At 33.6% G+C, this 18431-nt stretch carries 16 protein-coding genes; 3 read left to right on the top strand and 13 right to left on the bottom strand.

All coding sequences use genetic code 11. The annotated features are described in order from the left end of the window. Positions 1-39: 39 nt before the first annotated feature. The 3 genes from IM755_RS04140 to IM755_RS04130 form a co-directional block, all read right to left on the bottom strand. The gene (locus IM755_RS04140; RefSeq protein WP_194093873.1) at positions 40-555 is read right to left on the bottom strand and encodes a PAS domain-containing protein; all 516 of its coding nucleotides are present in this window, start codon (positions 553-555) and stop codon (positions 40-42) included. Between the two features lie 81 nt (positions 556-636). Further along, positions 637-1734 (bottom strand): DNA polymerase IV, encoded by a 1098-nt coding sequence (dinB, locus tag IM755_RS04135; RefSeq protein ID WP_194093871.1) that lies wholly within the window; start codon positions 1732-1734, stop codon positions 637-639. A 3-nt stretch (positions 1735-1737) separates the two neighbouring features. After that, complete coding sequence (locus IM755_RS04130; protein ID WP_194093862.1) at positions 1738-3768, bottom strand: recombinase; 2031 nt, start codon at positions 3766-3768, stop codon at positions 1738-1740. 78 nt (positions 3769-3846) lie between these two features. On the opposite strand from IM755_RS04130, the gene IM755_RS04125 reads away from it, so the two are divergent. Beyond that, the gene (locus IM755_RS04125) at positions 3847-4314 is read left to right on the top strand and encodes a CYTH domain-containing protein (protein WP_194093861.1); all 468 of its coding nucleotides are present in this window, start codon (positions 3847-3849) and stop codon (positions 4312-4314) included. A gap of 1 nt (position 4315) precedes the next feature. Next, positions 4316-4747 carry a YciI family protein gene (locus IM755_RS04120; RefSeq protein WP_194093859.1) on the top strand — a complete coding sequence of 144 codons (432 nt, stop codon included), beginning with the start codon at positions 4316-4318 and terminating at the stop codon, positions 4745-4747. Here the strand turns inward: IM755_RS04120 and IM755_RS04115 are convergent, their stop codons facing one another. The 10 genes from IM755_RS04115 to uvrC all read right to left on the bottom strand — a co-directional run bounded on the left by IM755_RS04115 (position 4748) and on the right by uvrC (position 17265). Beyond that, the gene (locus IM755_RS04115) at positions 4748-5248 is read right to left on the bottom strand and encodes a septal ring lytic transglycosylase RlpA family protein (protein WP_194093856.1); all 501 of its coding nucleotides are present in this window, start codon (positions 5246-5248) and stop codon (positions 4748-4750) included. A gap of 45 nt (positions 5249-5293) precedes the next feature. Further along, positions 5294-5719 carry a hypothetical protein gene (locus IM755_RS04110; RefSeq protein ID WP_194093854.1) on the bottom strand — a complete coding sequence of 142 codons (426 nt, stop codon included), beginning with the start codon at positions 5717-5719 and terminating at the stop codon, positions 5294-5296. Between the two features lie 99 nt (positions 5720-5818). Then, positions 5819-7456, bottom strand: a complete 1638-nt coding sequence (gene pgi / locus IM755_RS04105) for a glucose-6-phosphate isomerase (protein ID WP_194093852.1) — start codon at positions 7454-7456, stop codon at positions 5819-5821. Continuing rightward, positions 7456-8694: a M23 family metallopeptidase gene (locus tag IM755_RS04100; protein ID WP_194093850.1), complete on the bottom strand. Its 1239-nt coding sequence runs from the start codon at positions 8692-8694 to the stop codon at positions 7456-7458. The genes pgi and IM755_RS04100 overlap by 1 nt, the downstream gene beginning before the upstream one ends. Positions 8695-8720: 26 nt before the next feature. Continuing rightward, positions 8721-9647 (bottom strand): tryptophan 2,3-dioxygenase family protein, encoded by a 927-nt coding sequence (locus IM755_RS04095; RefSeq protein ID WP_194093848.1) that lies wholly within the window; start codon positions 9645-9647, stop codon positions 8721-8723. Further along, complete coding sequence (locus IM755_RS04090) at positions 9647-10423, bottom strand: DUF3108 domain-containing protein (protein WP_194093846.1); 777 nt, start codon at positions 10421-10423, stop codon at positions 9647-9649. Before IM755_RS04090 ends, IM755_RS04095 begins: the two co-directional genes overlap by 1 nt. 289 nt (positions 10424-10712) lie before the next feature. Continuing rightward, a complete protein-coding gene (gene hppD / locus IM755_RS04085) occupies positions 10713-11876 on the bottom strand; it encodes a 4-hydroxyphenylpyruvate dioxygenase (RefSeq protein ID WP_194093844.1) in 1164 nt (387 codons plus the stop codon). A gap of 52 nt (positions 11877-11928) precedes the next feature. Beyond that, positions 11929-13089 (bottom strand): homogentisate 1,2-dioxygenase, encoded by a 1161-nt coding sequence (locus tag IM755_RS04080; protein ID WP_194093842.1) that lies wholly within the window; start codon positions 13087-13089, stop codon positions 11929-11931. 175 nt (positions 13090-13264) lie between these two features. Then, positions 13265-15463, bottom strand: a complete 2199-nt coding sequence (locus tag IM755_RS04075; protein ID WP_194093840.1) for a patatin-like phospholipase family protein — start codon at positions 15461-15463, stop codon at positions 13265-13267. 2 nt (positions 15464-15465) lie between these two features. Continuing rightward, positions 15466-17265, bottom strand: a complete 1800-nt coding sequence (gene uvrC / locus IM755_RS04070) for an excinuclease ABC subunit UvrC (RefSeq protein ID WP_194093837.1) — start codon at positions 17263-17265, stop codon at positions 15466-15468. 180 nt (positions 17266-17445) lie between these two features. On the opposite strand from uvrC, the gene IM755_RS04065 reads away from it, so the two are divergent. After that, positions 17446-18420 (top strand): succinylglutamate desuccinylase/aspartoacylase family protein, encoded by a 975-nt coding sequence (locus IM755_RS04065; RefSeq protein WP_194093835.1) that lies wholly within the window; start codon positions 17446-17448, stop codon positions 18418-18420. Positions 18421-18431 lie beyond the last annotated feature (11 nt).

Here is an 18431-nt window from a genome sequence, read left to right as displayed (position 1 = left end):
ATTACTAGCACTCGTTTTTGTTTATTATATATTTTCGTTTTAAGCCGCTATTTTCTCAAATGCGATAAAATTAATTACTTCGTCTTTATTATTAAAAACGGGAAAACCTTTGATGTGACATTTGTATAACGAACCATCTTTGCAATAGTTGATTACGTTTTTCTCAAATGGAACTCTATTTAAAATGGCTTGTCTGATTTCGAAACTTATATTAGAATCTGTTTTTGGACCTTGAAACATTTTTGGTGAGTTTCCTATAACTTCTTGAGATTCGTAACCGTTCATTTTTTTGATGTTTTTACTAGCGAAAACAATTTTTAATTGTGCATCGGTAACTACAATAACAGTTTCGTCTTGTAAACTTTCTTTATAATCCCAAACTGATTTCCAATTGTTTTTATTAGCTATTTGATGTAACGAATTTACATCATGAAGCAACACATTGGTTTGCAATAAAAACTGAGAATAAATATCCCAAGACACTAACGGCATTGCTTTTATAGCGCCATTTTCATACTGTTTTGCAAACGCAGCATCGTAAACTTTGAACTCCATACCCTTGTAATTTGCGTTAAAACTAAAAAGAAAAATGAAGCAACACGTCAGAAAAGGCAACTTTAACGCTTGTTTAATTGACTAAAACTCAAACTTCAGTTGCACCGACACACTTTTTTGAGGCAAATCTGTTTTGGTTTTTTCTTCGTTGTTTAAGTTGTGGATGGAAATTCCTAGTAATCTTACGGAGTTTCTTAGGCGTTCTTGGTAGAGTAAATCTTTAGCCACGTCTAAAATAATGTTTTTGTCGCTTACGAAATAAGGCAACGTTTTGCTTCGGGTTTGTAAAGTGAAATCGGAGTATTTTATTTTTAGGGTGATGGTTTTTCCTGAGATTTTGCTTTTTTGAAGACGTTTTTCTAGTTCTTTGGCAATGCTTTGCAAACGTTCTTCCATAAAAATTTCGGAAGATAAATTCTCTCCAAAAGTACGTTCCGCACCAACGGATTTTATCTTACGATTCGGTTTAACCGCGCTGTTGTGAATGCCACGACAAATTTGGTAATAATGAAAACCACTGTTTCCAAAGTTTTTCTCTAAATACTCTAAAGTTTTTTGTTTTAAATCATAACCCGTAAAAATTCCCAATTGGTACATTTTTTCAGCCGTAACTTTTCCAACGCCATAGAATTTTTTAATATCTAACTTTTCTAAAAACGCTTCTACCTCATCTGGATTTACCGTTTTTTGTCCGTTAGGTTTGTTATAATCGGAAGCGATTTTGGCAACAAATTTATTTACTGAAATTCCTGCCGAAGCGGTTAATCCAACTTCTTCAAAAATGCGCTTTCTGATTTCTTGAGCAATTAATGTCGCACTAGGATTGCCTTTTTTGTTTTCGGTAACATCTAAATAGGCTTCATCGAGCGATAACGGTTCGACTAAATCCGTGTAATCGTGGAATATCTTTCTGATTTTTTTGGAAATCTCTTTGTAACGGTCAAATCTTGGTCGCACAAAAATTAAATCGGGACACAATTTCTTAGCTTGAATACCGCTTATTGCACTTCGAACACCAAATTTTCTAGCTTCGTAACTTGCTGCTGAAACTACACCGCGAACTTCGCTTCCGCCAACTGCCAAAGGCTTTCCTTTCAACTCTGGATTATCCATTTGCTCTACCGATGCATAAAACGCATCCATGTCTACGTGAATTATTTTTCGGTAGTGTTCGCTCATAAATTATTCGGTAGGAAAAAAGAAACTCATCGGTTTTCTAAAGAAATGTTGTTTTATCGAAGTGATAATTGGGCGTAACTCCGCCAACGGAATATTGCGCGAACGAAACGCCAATCCAAGCGACAAACCAAAACTTACTAAAAAGTTCACAAAACCAATAATTCCGATGCCTAAAATACCCCAAAATAACATTGCATTGTTCACCATATAATCGGCGCCGTAAATCGCTAAAGCTAAGTTTCCGCTAGCAAACGTAATATGTCGGATGTCTAAATTCAGTCCCAAAAATAATCCAACCGAAGCCGTACTTCCTAAGAAAACTCCGAACCAAAAGTTAGAAATAATTCCTGCCCAATAACGTTCGTACCATTTCGAGATTTTTTCGGCTTTCGCTTTTCCGAAATTCAATTTTAGCAACGGATGTTCTTTGATTCGGTAATAGACATCAAAATGCTTGTCGCGATTTGCAATACTTCCTGAGATAATTCCCGATAAAAACAAGAAAAATCCAGCAATAGCGGCATGAAAAATCGCCATAGAATGTATTGGACTTAGATCGGTAACTAGTTTTTGCCATTTGGTTTCAGCAATATTGTAATCAAAAGCTAAATCGATTAGCCAAATTCCCAACAAAGCCACAGGAAAAGCCATCACAACATTTCCAACAAAAGCAATAAACTGCGAACGGAACAATCGAGCGAATAAAATAGCGAAACTGTTGTGTTTTTCACCATCTCCGCTAGCTTGCTTTTTTAAACCATCTTCCAAAGCGCTAATTAACGCTGCAGCTGTCATGGCTGGCTGTTTAGTTGCTAAGGTAAATCCTAAAACATAAATCGCAATAAAACCAAAAGAGTAGTTCATACTGTAATAAAAAGCATGACCAAAATCAGAAGTTTCAATTTTTGAAAGCAACAATTTAAAAATACACAAAAAACCTACAATCAATCCGCCACCCAAAGCGGCATACAACATTTTGAAATACTCCGTTTTGGATTCGGTTATGTAATGTTCACCTGTTTTTGCAGTATGTTGCGTGATTTCGTACGACAACAACTGCGTACTTTCGTTGAATAATTTTCTAACGTTGGTTTTTAAACAATTGTATTTGATGAGTTTTATTGCTAATTCAATTGATTTTGCTTTTTTATCCTCGGGTTTATCGACTACCAAAAGTGGCATCAAAACGCCAACACGATACAATTGTTGTTTGATGCGCAACAAGTTTTGGTTCACACGCAGTGAAATTCCGTATTTAGAAGAGTTTTGGAAGGCTTTCTCAACAAATTCGTTACATTGTTTATACAACACTAACAATTGCTTGTAATTGATATCAGATGAAGTCGTATAAAATTCCGATTCTTTATTGCGAATGGTATTTTCAATAGCATACAATTCTTTCTCAAAAGCAGCAAATGGACTTTCTAAATCGGCATATTCAGGCACCATTTTCATTACTTCGGTTTCCAATGCTTTTCCGCTGGTGCGTTGCGATAACAAATTGATAGCTTGCATCACTTCATACAAAGGAGAATTAACTGCAACCGATTCATAAATTGTTTCGAAATGAAATAATTCAAAAAGGATTTCCAATTCAGATTTTGGAATTTTATTTATCCAAACGGGATCAGAATCCACATAAAAAACCTGATTTAAAACATATTGTAAGGTATCTTTTGGTGCTTGATAGGGTAAAATTTTAGCAAAAACACGCTTTTTAACTTCGTAGAAGAAATCGGTATCTTGAAGAATTCCAGCATCAGTTAAAATGGCGTCGAAATTTTTGCTATGTAAGACCGTTTGCAAATACGCTACAAAATTGATTCGTTCTTCATCGTTATTTGTAAAAAACTCGATAATAGGAAAAAGACTTATTTGTTCTGGTTTTTTTGGATTTCTTGGACGGATAGCGTTAACCAATTGAACTAAAATATCAATTTCGTTTTCTTCGTTGCGCCACAACTGCAATTCGTTAAAGTATTTCTTAAGAATTACATCGGGAGAAAGATGATTTTTGCTTGTAAATAAATTCATAATTTTGGTCATAGATTCGTAAAGATACAAAGAGAAAGTATTTTTTAGTAATTTAGAAGCCTAAATAAATATTAAATTTTGACAGAAATAGAGCGCAAATTTTTAGTCACATCAACCGATTTTATCTCGGAAAGCACAGCTCAGTTTAGAATTGTACAAGGCTATTTGAATTCGAATCCAGAGCGAACCGTTAGAGTTAGAATCAAAGGTGACAAAGGTTTTTTAACCATAAAAGGCAAAGGAAACGAATCAGGCATGAGCCGTTTTGAGTGGGAAAAAGAAATCAATATTTCGGAAGCCGAAGCCTTGTTGCTGCTTTGTGAAAAAGGCGCTATTGATAAAATTCGGTACGAAGTTCCAGTGGGAAATCACACCTATGAAGTTGATGTTTTTGCAGATGAAAACGAAGGTTTAATCGTAGCGGAAATAGAACTACAATCGGAAAACGAATCTTTTGAAAAACCGAATTGGTTAGGGAAAGAAGTTACTTCTGACGAACGTTATTACAATGCTTATTTGAGTAATAATCCTTTTAAATCTTGGTAAAATGAAAACACTTTTTGGAATATTGACAGTAGTTATATTGTTTTCTTGCGGTTCAAACACCGTAATTTATCCTGACAAACCGAAAACCAATCACGAAACCTTTAGCTACAAAGAAGGCGATACTACTTATGTAATGCAGAAATATTTTTTGGTGATGCTAAAAAAAGGTCCCAATCGCGAACATTCGAAGGAAGAAGCGGCCGAGATTCAGAAAAAACACATGGAACATATCAATTGGTTAGCGAAAACGAATAAAATTAGTGTCGCTGGTCCGTCTGATAAACACGAAACGATTTCAGGATTTTTACTTTTCAATACCGAAACTATGAAAGAAGCGGATAGTTTGGCTAAGCTTGACCCAGCGGTTAAAGCAGGAAGATTGGTAGTGGAAACCGTTCCTTGGTGGGCTGCAAAAGGGAGTAAACTGAAATAATTATTCTACGATTTCTAAACTCACACGTAAAAGTGAGCGTCCGTTGTTGTGTGAAATATCTAAAAAAGGACGTTTTGCTAAATCGATTTCTCTTCCTCGCGTGTGCGGCCCTCTATCGTTGATGGTTACGATAACGCTTTTGTTATTGGCTAAATTGGTAACTTTTACTTTCGTTCCAAATTTTAACGTTCGGTGAGCAGCGGTGTATTTTTTGTTGCTAAAAACTTGTCCGCTTGCGGTTCTTCTTCCGTTTAATTTATCGGAATAATGCGAAGCTTCTACATTTTTCTTGTATAATTTGGTTTTTAGATTGGTTAAAGAATCGGCAACTCGAATGGAGTCTGATTTTTTTATCGAATCTAAAAGTTGGAGGGAATCTTTTCTCTTAACGGTATCATATAAAGAAGCTTTTCTAACGAAACCGGATTTAGTTCCATTAGAAAAGCCTACTAATGCGGCAATAAGTAATACAAACGATATTATTAAGATGTTTTTCTTCATAATTTATTGATTTTGTTGACTTATTACCAAAGATTGTACCAAAGACTAATTGAACCAATTAGCCCAAGGAAGTCTCGATAAGATTAATATTAAACCTAATGTATAAAAAACGGCAATCTTTTTGAATTTTCCGTTGTTACTTTCTTCTTTTTTATGTTTTGACCATCCGATTGTAATTAATGCCAAAGCAATAATATTAATTAATGGATGTTCTAACGAAGTTAAACGCATAGCAGCGTCTTTCATGTTTCCTAATTGAGCAGAACCTAATGGAGAAACAAAATACAAAATCAAACCTACTAACAATTGAATGTGGCAGATGATTAAGGTGAATAAAGACAAACGTAAGTCTTTATCAGTAAATAATTTTTTAGAAGTTAATCCAAAAATGGCATTAATTGAAGCTAATACTAAAAGCCCTAAAGCGGCATAAGCTAAGATAGAGTGAACGGATTGAATAGTTTCGTACATACCTAATTTTTTTTAAAGTGAATTACAAATATAGGAAATTAAAAAACCTCTTACCCAAAAAAATGAATAAGAGGTTTTTATATCATGTATTTCAAAAACTTATTTCAAATACGCTTTTAACAAAAACGAAGTGGAACTATCATGATTTTTCACTTCTTTTGACTCGATTTCATCTAAGATAGAATTAGCTAATTGTTTTCCTAATTCCACACCCCATTGGTCATAACTAAAGATGTTCCAAATGACACCTTGCACGAAAATCTTATGCTCGTACATGGCCACTAAAGCACCTAATGACTCTGGCGTTAATTTATTAATAAGAATGGTATTCGTAGGTTTATTTCCTGAAAACACTTTGAAAGGCAATAGAAAATCGGCTTTTTCACCTGTAATTCCTTGTTTCTCGAATTCTGCTTTTACTTGTGCTTCGGTTTTACCCATTAATAAAGCTTCGGTTTGCGCAAAGAAATTCGACATTAATTTGTCATGATGGTCTTTGTTCCCGTAAAGCGATTGTTTGAATCCGATGAAATCTGTTGGGATTAATTTAGTTCCTTGATGTATCAATTGAAAGAAAGCATGTTGCGAATTCGTTCCTGGTTCGCCCCAAATAATGGTTCCAGTTTGATAATTTACTGGTTTTCCATCTCTACCAATACTTTTTCCATTACTTTCCATGATACCTTGTTGCAAGTAAGGTGCTAACTTCTGTAAATATTGGGTATAAGGAATTAAAGCTTCGCTTTCGGCACCAAAAAAGTTGTTGTACCAAATGCTTAATAAAGCTAAAATTACTGGAATATTTTTGTCGAAAGACTCGTTTTTGAAATGTTCGTCCATTTCGTTGGCACCTTTCAATAATTTATCGAAATTATCAAATCCAACTGCTAAACTTACAGACAAACCCACAGCACTCCATAACGAAAAACGACCTCCAACCCAATCCCACATTGGGAAAACGTTATCAGGATTAATTCCGAATTCAGTTACTTTTTGGATATTGGTTGAAACCGCTACGAAATGCTTCGCTACATCCTCTTGTGAAGCGGATTGTAAAAACCAACTTCTGATAGTTTCTGCATTAGATAAGGTTTCTTGCGTAGTGAAAGTTTTAGAAACCACTACAAATAAAGTCGTTTCTGGATTTAATTTCTTAATTACTTCGTTAACGTGATCGCCATCTACATTAGAAACAAAATGAACATTTAAATGGTTTTTATAGAATTGTAAAGCTTCTACAATCATAGCTGGACCCAAGTCAGAACCTCCAATTCCAATATTTACAATATCAGTGAATTGTTTTCCTGTGAATCCTTTTTTATTTCCTGAGATAACTTCGTTTGAGAAGTTTTTGATTTTATTTTTTACCGAATATACTTCTGGCATTACATTAACGCCATCTACCATAACATTGGCTGATTCTTCAGCACGTAAAGCGGTGTGCAAAACAGCTCTGTTTTCGGTTTGATTGATTAAATCTCCTTGAAAATAACTTGAAATCGCTTGTTTTAATTCAACTTCGTTGGCTAAATTTAATAACAAATCCAATGTTTCTTGACTTACGATATTTTTAGAATAATCAACTAAAAAATCATTCCATTGTATGTGAAATTTCTCAGCTCTATTAATATCAGAAGCAAACAAATCTTTCATTGAAGTTGCTTGCATTTTCTCAAAGTGCGATTGTATTTGCTGCCATGCAGCTGTTTGTGATGGATTTACTTTTGGTAGTGCCATTATTCTTTAAATTTTACTGCAGTTATACTATCCAATTCTTTCTTTAAAGGAGCAATATACGCTAAATATTTTTGCTTGTGCGATTCATTCATAGGTTCGGCATTTGGCAATTTAAGCCTAAGCGGATCAACTTGAACACCATTTTTCCAGAAACGATAACAAACGTGTGGTCCAGTGGCCAAACCTGTACTTCCTACTTTACCAATTACTTGTCCTTGCGAAACACGTTGTCCGTTTCGAACCAAAATTTTAGACATGTGTAAATATTGCGTAGAGTAAGTTGAGCTATGACGAACTTTTACAAAGTTTCCATTTCCAGCGGTATAACCTGTACGTTCTACAACTCCAGAAGCTGTGGTTTTAATTGGAGTTCCATGAGGTGCTGCATAATCGGTTCCATTATGAGCTTTGAAACGCATTTGTACCGGATGAAATCGTCTGCCTGAAAAACGAGAAGATATTCTAAAATAATCCAAAGGCGCTTTCAAGAACATGCTTTTTAAACCTTTTCCATTTTCATCATAAAAATCTTCATATTTCTGATTTTCGGATAATTTGTATGGAAACGCGAAGATTTTCTTGCCTTTATGCTCAAAATAAGAAGCTTCAATGCTTTCCACTCCCACATAAATGGAATCATCAATGTAACGTTCGTTTATGGTCACCGCAAATTTATCCCCTTTTTGAATCTTGAAGAAATCGACCGTGTAAGCATAAATATTGGCTAATTTATTGGCTAAACCAGCACTAACTCCTGCATTGCTTAAGGTTTCGGATAATGAACCTTCGATTTCTGCTGCTACTACTCTTCTTTTTATAGTAGTGGGTTTTTTCTTGTTGAAAACCGCAATTGAATCTCTAAAATCTACAACGGTATAACTTATTCGGTCTTCGATGTATACTAAAGCTTGAAGCGTGTTAGGTTTTTTCTTGTCGAGAAACATGATATACGGCTTCCCTGCTTTAATTCTTTTAACATTGAATGAATCTTTTACTTTTTCAGTAACATCATGAACTCGTAAACTATCTTTTAAGGGATATTTTTCTAACAATTTACCAAAAGTATCGCCTGAACGAATGGTGTCTCTAACCACTTTGAAGTCGTTAAAGGTAAATCCGTACTCTTTTATGATGGGTTCTTTTTTTACTACTGCTTTTTTGGCTTTCTCAGCATCTTCTTTCGAATTACAAGCGGTAAAAAAAGTAACAAATAAAATGGCTAATACTAAATATCTCAATGTTTTTTGTTTTGTGCGTAATGCGGTTATTCTCCCCAGTTATCTAATTCTTCTTTCGTCCATAATTCAGGGAAGAATATTCTTTTTTGGTATTTTGGTAACATGTATTTTTTCCAATCACTTCCACCCGTAGCTTCGTGATTTCCTGGTACACTTTCGATGTATTTTTTTGCTGCATTAAAATGCCCCATTACCCAAGTAATGTTTACTGTTTTGTCGTAATGACGCATTGCAGCAACTAATTCCGGATTTTGTTGATCAGCTTCTGGTAATTGTTTGAATTTTCTCCACAAGTTAATCGTATTGTATTCTTCCATCCAATCTAAGAACACTTTTTTGTATTTTCTTTCGAATTCTAGTATTAAATAGGATTTTTCTCCTGTATGATAATCTTTTCCTGCTGCTTGCCAATATAAATGTTCAAATGCATGTTCGTATGGCGTATTTCTGTCAATTGTAGCTCTGAAACGGTTGTCAATTAAGTTAATTAAATCAGTTGAACTAAATTCGATTAAACGATATTGTGCCGATTGAAATCCGCTCGCTGGTGTTAAAGTATTTCGGAATTTTAAATATTGTTCCGGCTCCATTCCGTCTTTCATAATATCGAAAGAAGTGGTAAGCATATCGAAATAACGACTGATTCTTCCTAATTTTTCGGTAAAATAGTCTGTGGTTGGTTTTTCGTTATGACACAATTGATTCATTTCCCAAAGAATCATTTTGAACAACAATTCATTTACTTGATGATACATAACAAAAACCATTTCGTCTGGCAAAGTGGTGCGTTGTGTTTGAAGACTCAAAAGTGCATCCGTTTGGATATAATCCCAATAGGTAATGGGTTTAGCCCAAAGCAAACCCTCTAAATGGGTAGATGTGTTTTGATTAATCGCTTCAAATTTTTCATGAAGTTGATCTAATTGTTCTTGAATTTTGGGAGTAACTTCCATTATTTTTCTACTTTAACTTTAAATGAATTCTTTAATCCTTTGAAAGCTTCTAAGTCAGCCTTTAATGAACCTACTGCTAAACTTGCTTTTATACGGATTGGTATTTTGTTATCATCATCTGATATCCAAACAGTTAAACTTTCCTCTTCTTTAAAAACTCTACCCGCTTGAACGTAGGGTCTAAAAATCATACAAGAAACTTTTCCAAATTTAGTTTTTATATCTTCTCTACCAATAAATTTTAGCTTAAATTTTGTGGTTTCATTGTCAAAAAACATATCAATTGAGATGGATTCTCCCACTTTTAATTTATCAATTTTTGGATGATTTCTCAAATAGTAAAATGAAGACACAATATCTTGTACTTCTTCTGGAACAGAAAATGTTTTTTCGGTTTTATGTTTATAATCTTTAACTAAAACCGTATTTCGATCTTGATTAAAAAAGCCTTCCTGATTTTTTGTATAACCTCCTTCATCAATTTTTCTAACAAATTGATACGGTTTTCCTGTTTGTTTGTCAAAATAACTTTCGTAATTATCATCAACTTCAAAGAAGAACTTTGTCATTCCAACAGTCCAACCCTTACCTACTACGTGGTGAACTTTTTTATTATTTTTTACAGCGTCTTTGATTTCTAAGGTGGCGTAACCTGCATTAACCATTCCATAATGGATTCGAAGTTTGAACCACTCGCCAGTGGTGTATGCATTTTCTTGTACTACAAAAGAATTTGTAAACACAAATAAAACAAGAAGTAAGATAATTTTTTTCATAGTTTATTCATTTTTAGATATGAAAATGCAATTTCCGTTCCAAAAATACTAAAACAAAAAAACCCAGTCAAAAATATGACTGAGTTTTTATGCTATTAACCAACCAAAAAACTATAAATTATGAAAATTTACTGTCAAAACAAGGCAAACTACCTCCCTGTTTTGCGAGTGCAAATGTAGAAATGTTTTTTGAATTATTCTTAGTTAAATTTCAACTTTAACATATTTTTATCAAAAACCACACTACTACAACGTTGTATTTTGATTAATTGTTAATAAAATGTCGTTTTTATAATGTACCTCGTAATTCTTGCTCACGTTCAATCGACTCAAAAAGGGCTTTAAAGTTACCTGCACCGAAGCCTCTAGCACCCATTCTTTGAATAATTTCGAAGAAAAGCGTTGGACGATCTTCAACTGGCTTAGTAAAAATTTGCAATAAATATCCTTCCTCGTCAGCATCAATCATGATACCTAATTTTTGAAGTTCGTTAATATCTTCTTTAAATTTCGACATGTGGTCTTTCAATCTTTCTGGAATTGCATCATAATACGCTTGAGGCGGAGTACTTAAAAACTCGATTCCTCTTGCACGCATTTCGGCAACCGTTGTTAAGATATCATCTGTTGCAACTGCAATATGTTGAACTCCTTCTCCTTCATAAAAATCTAAATACTCTTCAATTTGCGAACGCTTTTTACCTTCTGCTGGTTCGTTAATTGGGAATTTAATTCTTCCGTTACCATTAGACATTACTTTAGACATCAAAGCTGAATACTCTGTAGTAATTTGTTTGTCGTCGAATGAAAGGAAATTTACAAATCCCATCACATCTTCAAACCATTTTACTGCTTCATTCATTCTGTTCCAACCCGTATTACCTACCATGTGGTCGATATATTTTAATCCTACTGGTGTTGGGTTATAATCTGATTTCCATTCGCTATAGCCTGGTAAAAAGATTCCGTTGTAATTTTTACGTTCTACAAAAATGAAAACAGTTTCTCCGTAAGCACCATAAATACCCGCACGAACTACTTCTCCATTTTCATCTTTTTCAACTACTGGTTCAAAGTAAGATTTTGCACCACGCTTAGTTGTTTCTTCATAAGACTGACGCGCATCTTCTACCCAAAGAGCGATGACTTTAACACCATCTCCATGTTTTTTTACGTGTTCACCAATTGGAGAATCACTATTTAAAGCAGTAGTTAATACCAAACGAATTTTATCTTGCTTTAATACATAAGAAGCTTTGTCTTTAACCCCTGTTTCTAATCCTGCATATGCTAATGATTGAAATCCAAAAGCGGTTTTGTAAAAATGTGCAGCTTGTTTTGCGTTACCTACATAAAATTCTACGTAATCTGTTCCCATTAAAGGTAAGAAGTCTTGTGCTCCTTCAAATATTTTTTCTAATCCGTATTCTACTGATTTTATTTCTTGTGACATGATTCTAATATTTTAAAAATGGTACTATTTACCAAAAGTTGTGTTTAATTTTTTATTCCTCTAACCAAGATTGATAATACGTATCATCTGCAATACCCATAGCATCTTCCGTAACCATTAAAGGTTTGAAAGTATCTACCATTACCGCTAATTCTAACGTTTCCTTTTTACCAATACTTCTTTCTGCCGCTCCTGGGTGTGGTCCGTGAGGAATTCCCGCAGGATGTAACGAAATATTTCCTGGTTTTACATCATTTCTGCTCATGAAATCACCGTCAACGTAGTATAAAACCTCATCAGCATCAATATTACTGTGGTTATATGGAGCAGGAATTGACAATGGGTGATAATCGTATAACCTTGGCACAAACGAACAAATTACAAAAGCATTTGTTTCAAACGTTTGATGAATAGGTGGTGGTAAGTGAATTCTACCTGTAATAGGTTCGAAATCGTGAATTGAAAATGCGTATGGATAATTAAATCCATCATATCCAATTACATCAAAAGGATGTGAAGCATAAACCATTTCGAAAATTTCGTCTTTTTTCTTTACTTTGATTACGAAATCTCCTTTTTCATTATAGGTTTCTAATTCCTCTGGACGACGAATATCTCTTTCGCAAAATGGAGAATGTTCAAGCAATTGTCCGAACCAATTTCTGTATTGCTTTGGTGTATAAACTGGCGAATGAGATTCAACTATAAACAAACGATTATCTTCAGTATCGAAATCCATTTTGTAAATCATTCCTCTTGGAACTACTAAGTAATCGCCATATTTGAAATCTAAATTTCCTAACATGGTTCTTAATTTTCCTGTTCCTTTATGAATGAAAATTACTTCGTCTGAATCCGTATTTTTATAAAAATAATCCGTTGTTGATTTTCTTGGTGCTGCCAAAACAATGTGACAATCTGAATTCGTCAAAACAATTTTTCTACTTTCTAGATAATCATCTTGCGGTTCAATTTCAAATCCTCTTAATTTATAAGACTGAATGTTATTTGATTTCGCAATTTTTGGCGCAACACTGTATTGTCTTCTGATTTCTTTAACCTGAGTTGGCCTTTGTTCGTGATACGAATTGGTTGACATACCGTCAAAACCTACCGTTCCAAACAACTGCTCATAATACAAATCGCCGTTTGGTTTACGGAATTGAATATGACGTTTATGTGGGATATTTCCCAATTTATGATATATTGGCATTATAATATGTTTTTATTAGACAATTAAGTAAATATGTCGAAGTGCCAATTATAAATGAAGTTTAAAAAGTATTGGCACGCTAAAAAACTCACTCAGGATTTCTCTTGATGAGGAATTTCAAATATGCTAATAAGCCAGTCCAATTTTTCATCAATACAAATATCGTAATTTTTTTTTAAAACCAAAATCCTACTGAAAACCAAGTGTGATGATCTTTTGTTTCGGGCGACCAAGAATGTTTAATTTCAACAGGACCTATTACCGTTTCCATACCATAACCAAATGAATAACCTGAATAATTAGGTTCAACTAACCAAGTATCAAGGGTATCGAAAATTTTATTACCAACATTAGCAAAGTTAGCACTAAAATTCAAATGATGCTTCTTAAAAATTTCATAATCTGCTGTTAATAAAAGTTTTACATAGCTATCACCAGCTAAACTTAAAAAATCATACCCATAAAATGGTTTAATGTTATTTACTTGTTGAAATCCGTAGCCTCCTAAGATAAAATCGAAATAAGAAACACTTCTTTCTCCAACAGCAAAACCACCTTCGGTTTGAAGTTTAAATGTCATGTTTTTAAAAACGGGTTGTGCAAAACCAAAATCGGCTTTGGCAACGGTAAATCGCTCAAAATTATTTTTGTAATCAGATGAATAAATATAAGAACGAATTTCAGAATTAAAATTCCAACCTGTTCTTGGAAAATATTTTTTATCAAACGAATCATACTTCATAAATCCGAAAACCGACAAATAATTACTGCTTTCAAAAACAGGATCTGTGTTTTCTAATGTTTCTGATTCTAATCGTAAAAATTTAAATTCTAAACCGCCGCCTAATGAAAATTTTTGAGCAAAAATGGTTTGCAAATATGCTTGGTTACTCAAGTCGAAAAAATCAACATTAATTGCGCTTGCAGTGGTGTTAAAAATAGCATCATCAGCAATATTACTAGTAATATTTCTATTGAAGGTTGTTAATTTAGAATTGAAACCAAAGCTCCAATAAAATCCATTATCAATATAATAATCAAAGTTGTATCGAATATTATCACCTAAAATTACATCTAATGAAGCTACATCATTTTTAGCTAAGAGTCGTTTCTTGGTATAATTCAATAAGATTCCACTTTTAAATAAATCGTCATAATGTAATCCGAATTTCAAAAAAGTATTATTTTCATTTTCCTTCAATTGCAAGATTAATTTTTCGCCATCTTGCATTTTTTCAAATGAATAATTAATAGCACTAAAATTTTGTGTTGCATTTAAGTTTAAAACTCCTTTTTGCAACTGGTTCATAGAAATTTTAGTATTTCTTTTAAATTTCAACTTACCAATAATATATGCTCTTGTGAAATTATCCAATTTATTAAAAACAATATCTTTAATATAAATTGAATCTTGAACTGTTATTTTGTTATCACTTTTGGCATTTGAATTTCCAAACGGAGCTAGTTCTCTAACAAATTCTAAAGCTTTCTCTTTTCCTTTTTCAATTATCTCTTTTCCTTTATCAAATGCAACCACTGTATAACCTTTGATATCGGGTTTTATGTAAATATTTGTCGCTTTTTGTTTCCCTTCCATTTTTTCAATCATGGAAAAGTTATTGATTTGCGCCAAAACCGATGTAACTCCTTTTAATTCTTCTCTTGTTTTTAATCCATCTTGAACATCAACTCCGATTATAATATCAATTCCTCTAGCTTTTAATTCCTCGATTGGATAATTATCAACAACACCACCGTCAATTAAAACTCTACCTTTAATTTCAACTGGACTATACAAAGTGGGCAAAGCACCACTAGCAATCATATTTTGTGCTAAAACACCTGAATCTAAAACAATTTTTTCACCTGTTTCTGCATCGGTTGCAATACATAAAAACGGAATTGGAAGCTTATCAAAATCTCTTACGTGACTTACATGTTGGGTTAAAGAAGAAATTAGATTAAAATTATAAAATCCTTTAGATAAACCAGAAGGCAAGCCTAATTTGAATTTATTAAATGGAAGTGTTAAGGCATAAATCTCATCGTTACGCTTTTCATAAAACGATTTCGAACCTCTTGGAGTAAAATCTTGAAGTAAAGCATCAACATCCACATTAGAAAAAATAGAATCCAATTGCTCTGCATTATAGCCAGAAGCGTACAATCCGCCAACAATCGCACCCATACTGGTTCCTGCTACATAATCGATTTTTATTCCTAACGAATCGATTACTTTTAGCACGCCAATATGCGCTAATCCTTTTGCTCCACCACCACTAAGCACAAGTCCTACTTTTGGTCGCGGATTTTCTTGTCCTAAGCTGATTTGGGTTAGAAATAGTAGGCTTACAAACAAGAGGAGTTTTTTCATTTCTAATTAGAAGTATTTTTCTTGTAAAAGTCGGAAATTTTTTTGGCTTTTGAAACACCTACAACCTCAGAAATTGCTTTTTCGTCGGCATTTTGCAATCTTTTAACACTTTTGAAATGTTTCATTAATGTAATCATCGTTTTTTCTCCAATACCCGGAATACTTTCCAAACTATTGGTTAAAGCCGATTTACTTCTTTTATCGCGATGATGGGTAATTCCAAATCGGTGTGCTTCGTTTCGTAAATACTGAATCACTTTCAAGGTTTCCGATTTTTTATCCAAATACAATGGCACAGAATCTCCTGGATAAAACAATTCTTCCAAACGTTTTGCAATTCCGATAATGGCGATTTTTCCTCGCAAGCCTAAATCATCCAAACTTTTTAAAGCCGAAGACAACTGTCCTTTTCCACCATCAATGATAATCAATTGTGGTAAAGGCTGATTTTCATCTAACATGCGTTTGTATCTTCGATAAACGACTTCTTCCATCGAAGCGAAATCATTGGGACCTTCAACCGTTTTAATATTAAAATGACGATAATCTTTCTTACTTGGTTTTCCATCTTTAAATACCACACAAGCCGAAACTGGATTTGTTCCTTGAATATTCGAGTTATCAAAACATTCAATATGTCTTGGTTCTACTGATAAACGCAAATCTTTTTGCATTTGTGCCATGATACGATTGGTGTGTCGCTCTGGATCAACGATTTGAATTTGTTTTAATTGATCTAATCGATAAAATTTGGCGTTTCGTTCTGATAATTCTAAAATTTGTTTTTTATCGCCTAATTGAGGAACGGTTACTTTTACATTTTCGCCCAAATCAATTGGAAACGGAACTACAATTTCTCGTGCATTCAAATGGAAACGTTCGCGTAATTCTACAACGGCTAATTCCAATAATTCTTCGTTGGTTTCATCTAGCTTTTTCTTTAATTCCAACGTATGCGAACGCACAATTGCTCCGTGAGAAATCTGTAAAAAATTCACATACGCCATTGTTTCATCGGAAATAATCGAAAACACATCCAGATTGGTAATTTTTGGATTCAAAACCGTAGAACGCGATTGGTAATTTTCTAAAACCTCGATTTTTTCTTTGATTTTTTGGGCTTCTTCAAACTTCATTTCCATCGCCAAATCGGTCATTAATTTTTTGAAATCTTTCAAACTTTCTTTGAAATTTCCTTTTAAAATTTGACGAATTTTTTCAATCTGACTTTGATAATGCTCCAAAGATTCATAACCTTCACAAGGACCTTTACAATTGCCAATATGATATTCCAAACAGACTTTAAATTTCCCTGAATCGATGTTCGCTTTCGATAAATCATAAGTACAAGTTCGCAACGGATACAATTCTTTAATCAAATCTAAAATCGTGTGAACGGTTTTAAAACTTGTGTAAGGTCCAAAATATTCCGAACCATCTTTAATCATTTTTCGGGTAGAGAATATTCTTGGAAATCGTTCGTTTTTGATGCAAATCCAAGGATAAGTTTTATCATCACGAAGCAAAACATTATAGCGAGGTTGTAACTTTTTAATTAAGTTGTTTTCCAACAATAACGCATCGGTTTCCGTTGGAACAACAATATGTTTTATCGTAACAATTTTCTTAACTAAAACCGAAGTTTTATAATTGTCGTGATTCTTAGTAAAATACGATTGAACGCGTTTTTTTAAGTTTTTCGCCTTCCCAACATATAAAATTTTTCCTTCCTTATCATAATACTGATACACACCCGGATTATCGGGCAAGGTTTGGATTTGAAGTTCTAATAGTGTTTGCATTTTATTGAAAGATGATAGAACAAAGATAAGAGATTTGATTTTGAATTTTTAAAGTTTTTAACCACGAAGGCACGAAGAAGCCACTAGGAGCACAAAGATTTTGTCAATTTCTTAAATTTCTTAAATCAGTGTTCCCAAATGACAATTGTTTTTGTATTTTTAACACTTTAGATTTTAAAAATGACAGCCTCAAAACCACTTGTAATCCTTAAAGAAACCATTTTAGCGGGCGAAAGCAAAACCATTAACATGGAAATTGCTAAGTTGCACACCATGAATAAATTGAAAATTCCAATAATTGTGGAACGATCAAAACTTGATGGGCCTACGGTTTTGTTCACCGCTTGTTTGCATGGTGATGAAATCAACGGAACTGAAATTGTGCGTCAGTTAATTGTTCAAAAAATCAACAAACCAAAACGCGGCACGATAATTTGCATTCCGATTATCAATATTTTTGGATTCATCAATAAAACCAGAGAATTTCCAGATGGTCGCGATTTGAATCGAGTGTTTCCTGGAAGTAAAACGGGTTCTTTGGCGAGTCGTTTTGCGTATTATATTTTAAAAGATATTATTCCACACGTAGATTATGCAATTGATTTTCACGCAGGTGGTGCCAGTCGATTTAATGCCCCTCAAATTAGAATTGTGCCAGAAAATCCAGAATTAAAAGAACTTTCGGATGTTTTCAATGCGCCTTTTACCTTGTATTCGAAGAATATTTCGGGTTCGTTTCGAAATTCTTGCGATAAATTAGGCGTTAAAATGTTGCTTTTTGAAGGCGGAAAATCGTTAGATATTAATGAAGAAGTTACGAATGATGCTATTGAAGGCACCAAGCGATTTTTGGATCATTTGGACATGCTGAATCCAAGAAAAAAAGCCAATATTAAATCGAAAAAACCTATTTATATTGAAAAATCGAATTGGGTAAGAGCGAAATATTCAGGCATGTTTCATGGAATGGTGAAAATAGGTAGTTTTATCAAAAAAGGGGAACTAATTGCTACTATTTCCGACCCATATGGAAAAGTCGAGCACAAAATGAAAGCACCTCATGACGGCTATGTTATCAATGTTAACGATGCGCCAATTGTATATCAAGGTGATGCTATTTTTCACGTTTCAACCCATTTAGAATCGGAAAGCTAACAATTATCATG

It is taken from the genome of Flavobacterium proteolyticum (assembly GCF_015223105.1).
GTDB lineage: Bacteria > Bacteroidota > Bacteroidia > Flavobacteriales > Flavobacteriaceae > Flavobacterium > Flavobacterium proteolyticum.
The sequence above is the reverse complement of the archived record's forward strand: the minus strand, read 5'-3'. Positions and strand labels throughout refer to the sequence as shown.

What these genes read in the sequence shown, in the direction of transcription:
- IM755_RS04075 (WP_194093840.1), bottom strand. Translation starts at nt 15,463, where the DNA reads ATGAAAAAACTCCTCTTGTTTGTAAGCCTACTATTTCTAACCCAAATC.
- IM755_RS04095 (WP_194093848.1), bottom strand. Translation starts at nt 9,647, where the DNA reads ATGGAAGTTACTCCCAAAATTCAAGAACAATTAGATCAACTTCATGAA.
- pgi (WP_194093852.1), bottom strand. Translation starts at nt 7,456, where the DNA reads ATGGCACTACCAAAAGTAAATCCATCACAAACAGCTGCATGGCAGCAA.
- IM755_RS04080 (WP_194093842.1), bottom strand. Translation starts at nt 13,089, where the DNA reads ATGCCAATATATCATAAATTGGGAAATATCCCACATAAACGTCATATT.
- IM755_RS04120 (WP_194093859.1), top strand. Translation starts at nt 4,316, where the DNA reads ATGAAAACACTTTTTGGAATATTGACAGTAGTTATATTGTTTTCTTGC.
- IM755_RS04065 (WP_194093835.1), top strand. Translation starts at nt 17,446, where the DNA reads ATGACAGCCTCAAAACCACTTGTAATCCTTAAAGAAACCATTTTAGCG.
- IM755_RS04090 (WP_194093846.1), bottom strand. Translation starts at nt 10,423, where the DNA reads ATGAAAAAAATTATCTTACTTCTTGTTTTATTTGTGTTTACAAATTCT.
- IM755_RS04140 (WP_194093873.1), bottom strand. Translation starts at nt 555, where the DNA reads ATGGAGTTCAAAGTTTACGATGCTGCGTTTGCAAAACAGTATGAAAAT.
- IM755_RS04115 (WP_194093856.1), bottom strand. Translation starts at nt 5,248, where the DNA reads ATGAAGAAAAACATCTTAATAATATCGTTTGTATTACTTATTGCCGCA.
- IM755_RS04110 (WP_194093854.1), bottom strand. Translation starts at nt 5,719, where the DNA reads ATGTACGAAACTATTCAATCCGTTCACTCTATCTTAGCTTATGCCGCT.
- hppD (WP_194093844.1), bottom strand. Translation starts at nt 11,876, where the DNA reads ATGTCACAAGAAATAAAATCAGTAGAATACGGATTAGAAAAAATATTT.
- dinB (WP_194093871.1), bottom strand. Translation starts at nt 1,734, where the DNA reads ATGAGCGAACACTACCGAAAAATAATTCACGTAGACATGGATGCGTTT.
- uvrC (WP_194093837.1), bottom strand. Translation starts at nt 17,265, where the DNA reads ATGCAAACACTATTAGAACTTCAAATCCAAACCTTGCCCGATAATCCG.
- IM755_RS04130 (WP_194093862.1), bottom strand. Translation starts at nt 3,768, where the DNA reads ATGAATTTATTTACAAGCAAAAATCATCTTTCTCCCGATGTAATTCTT.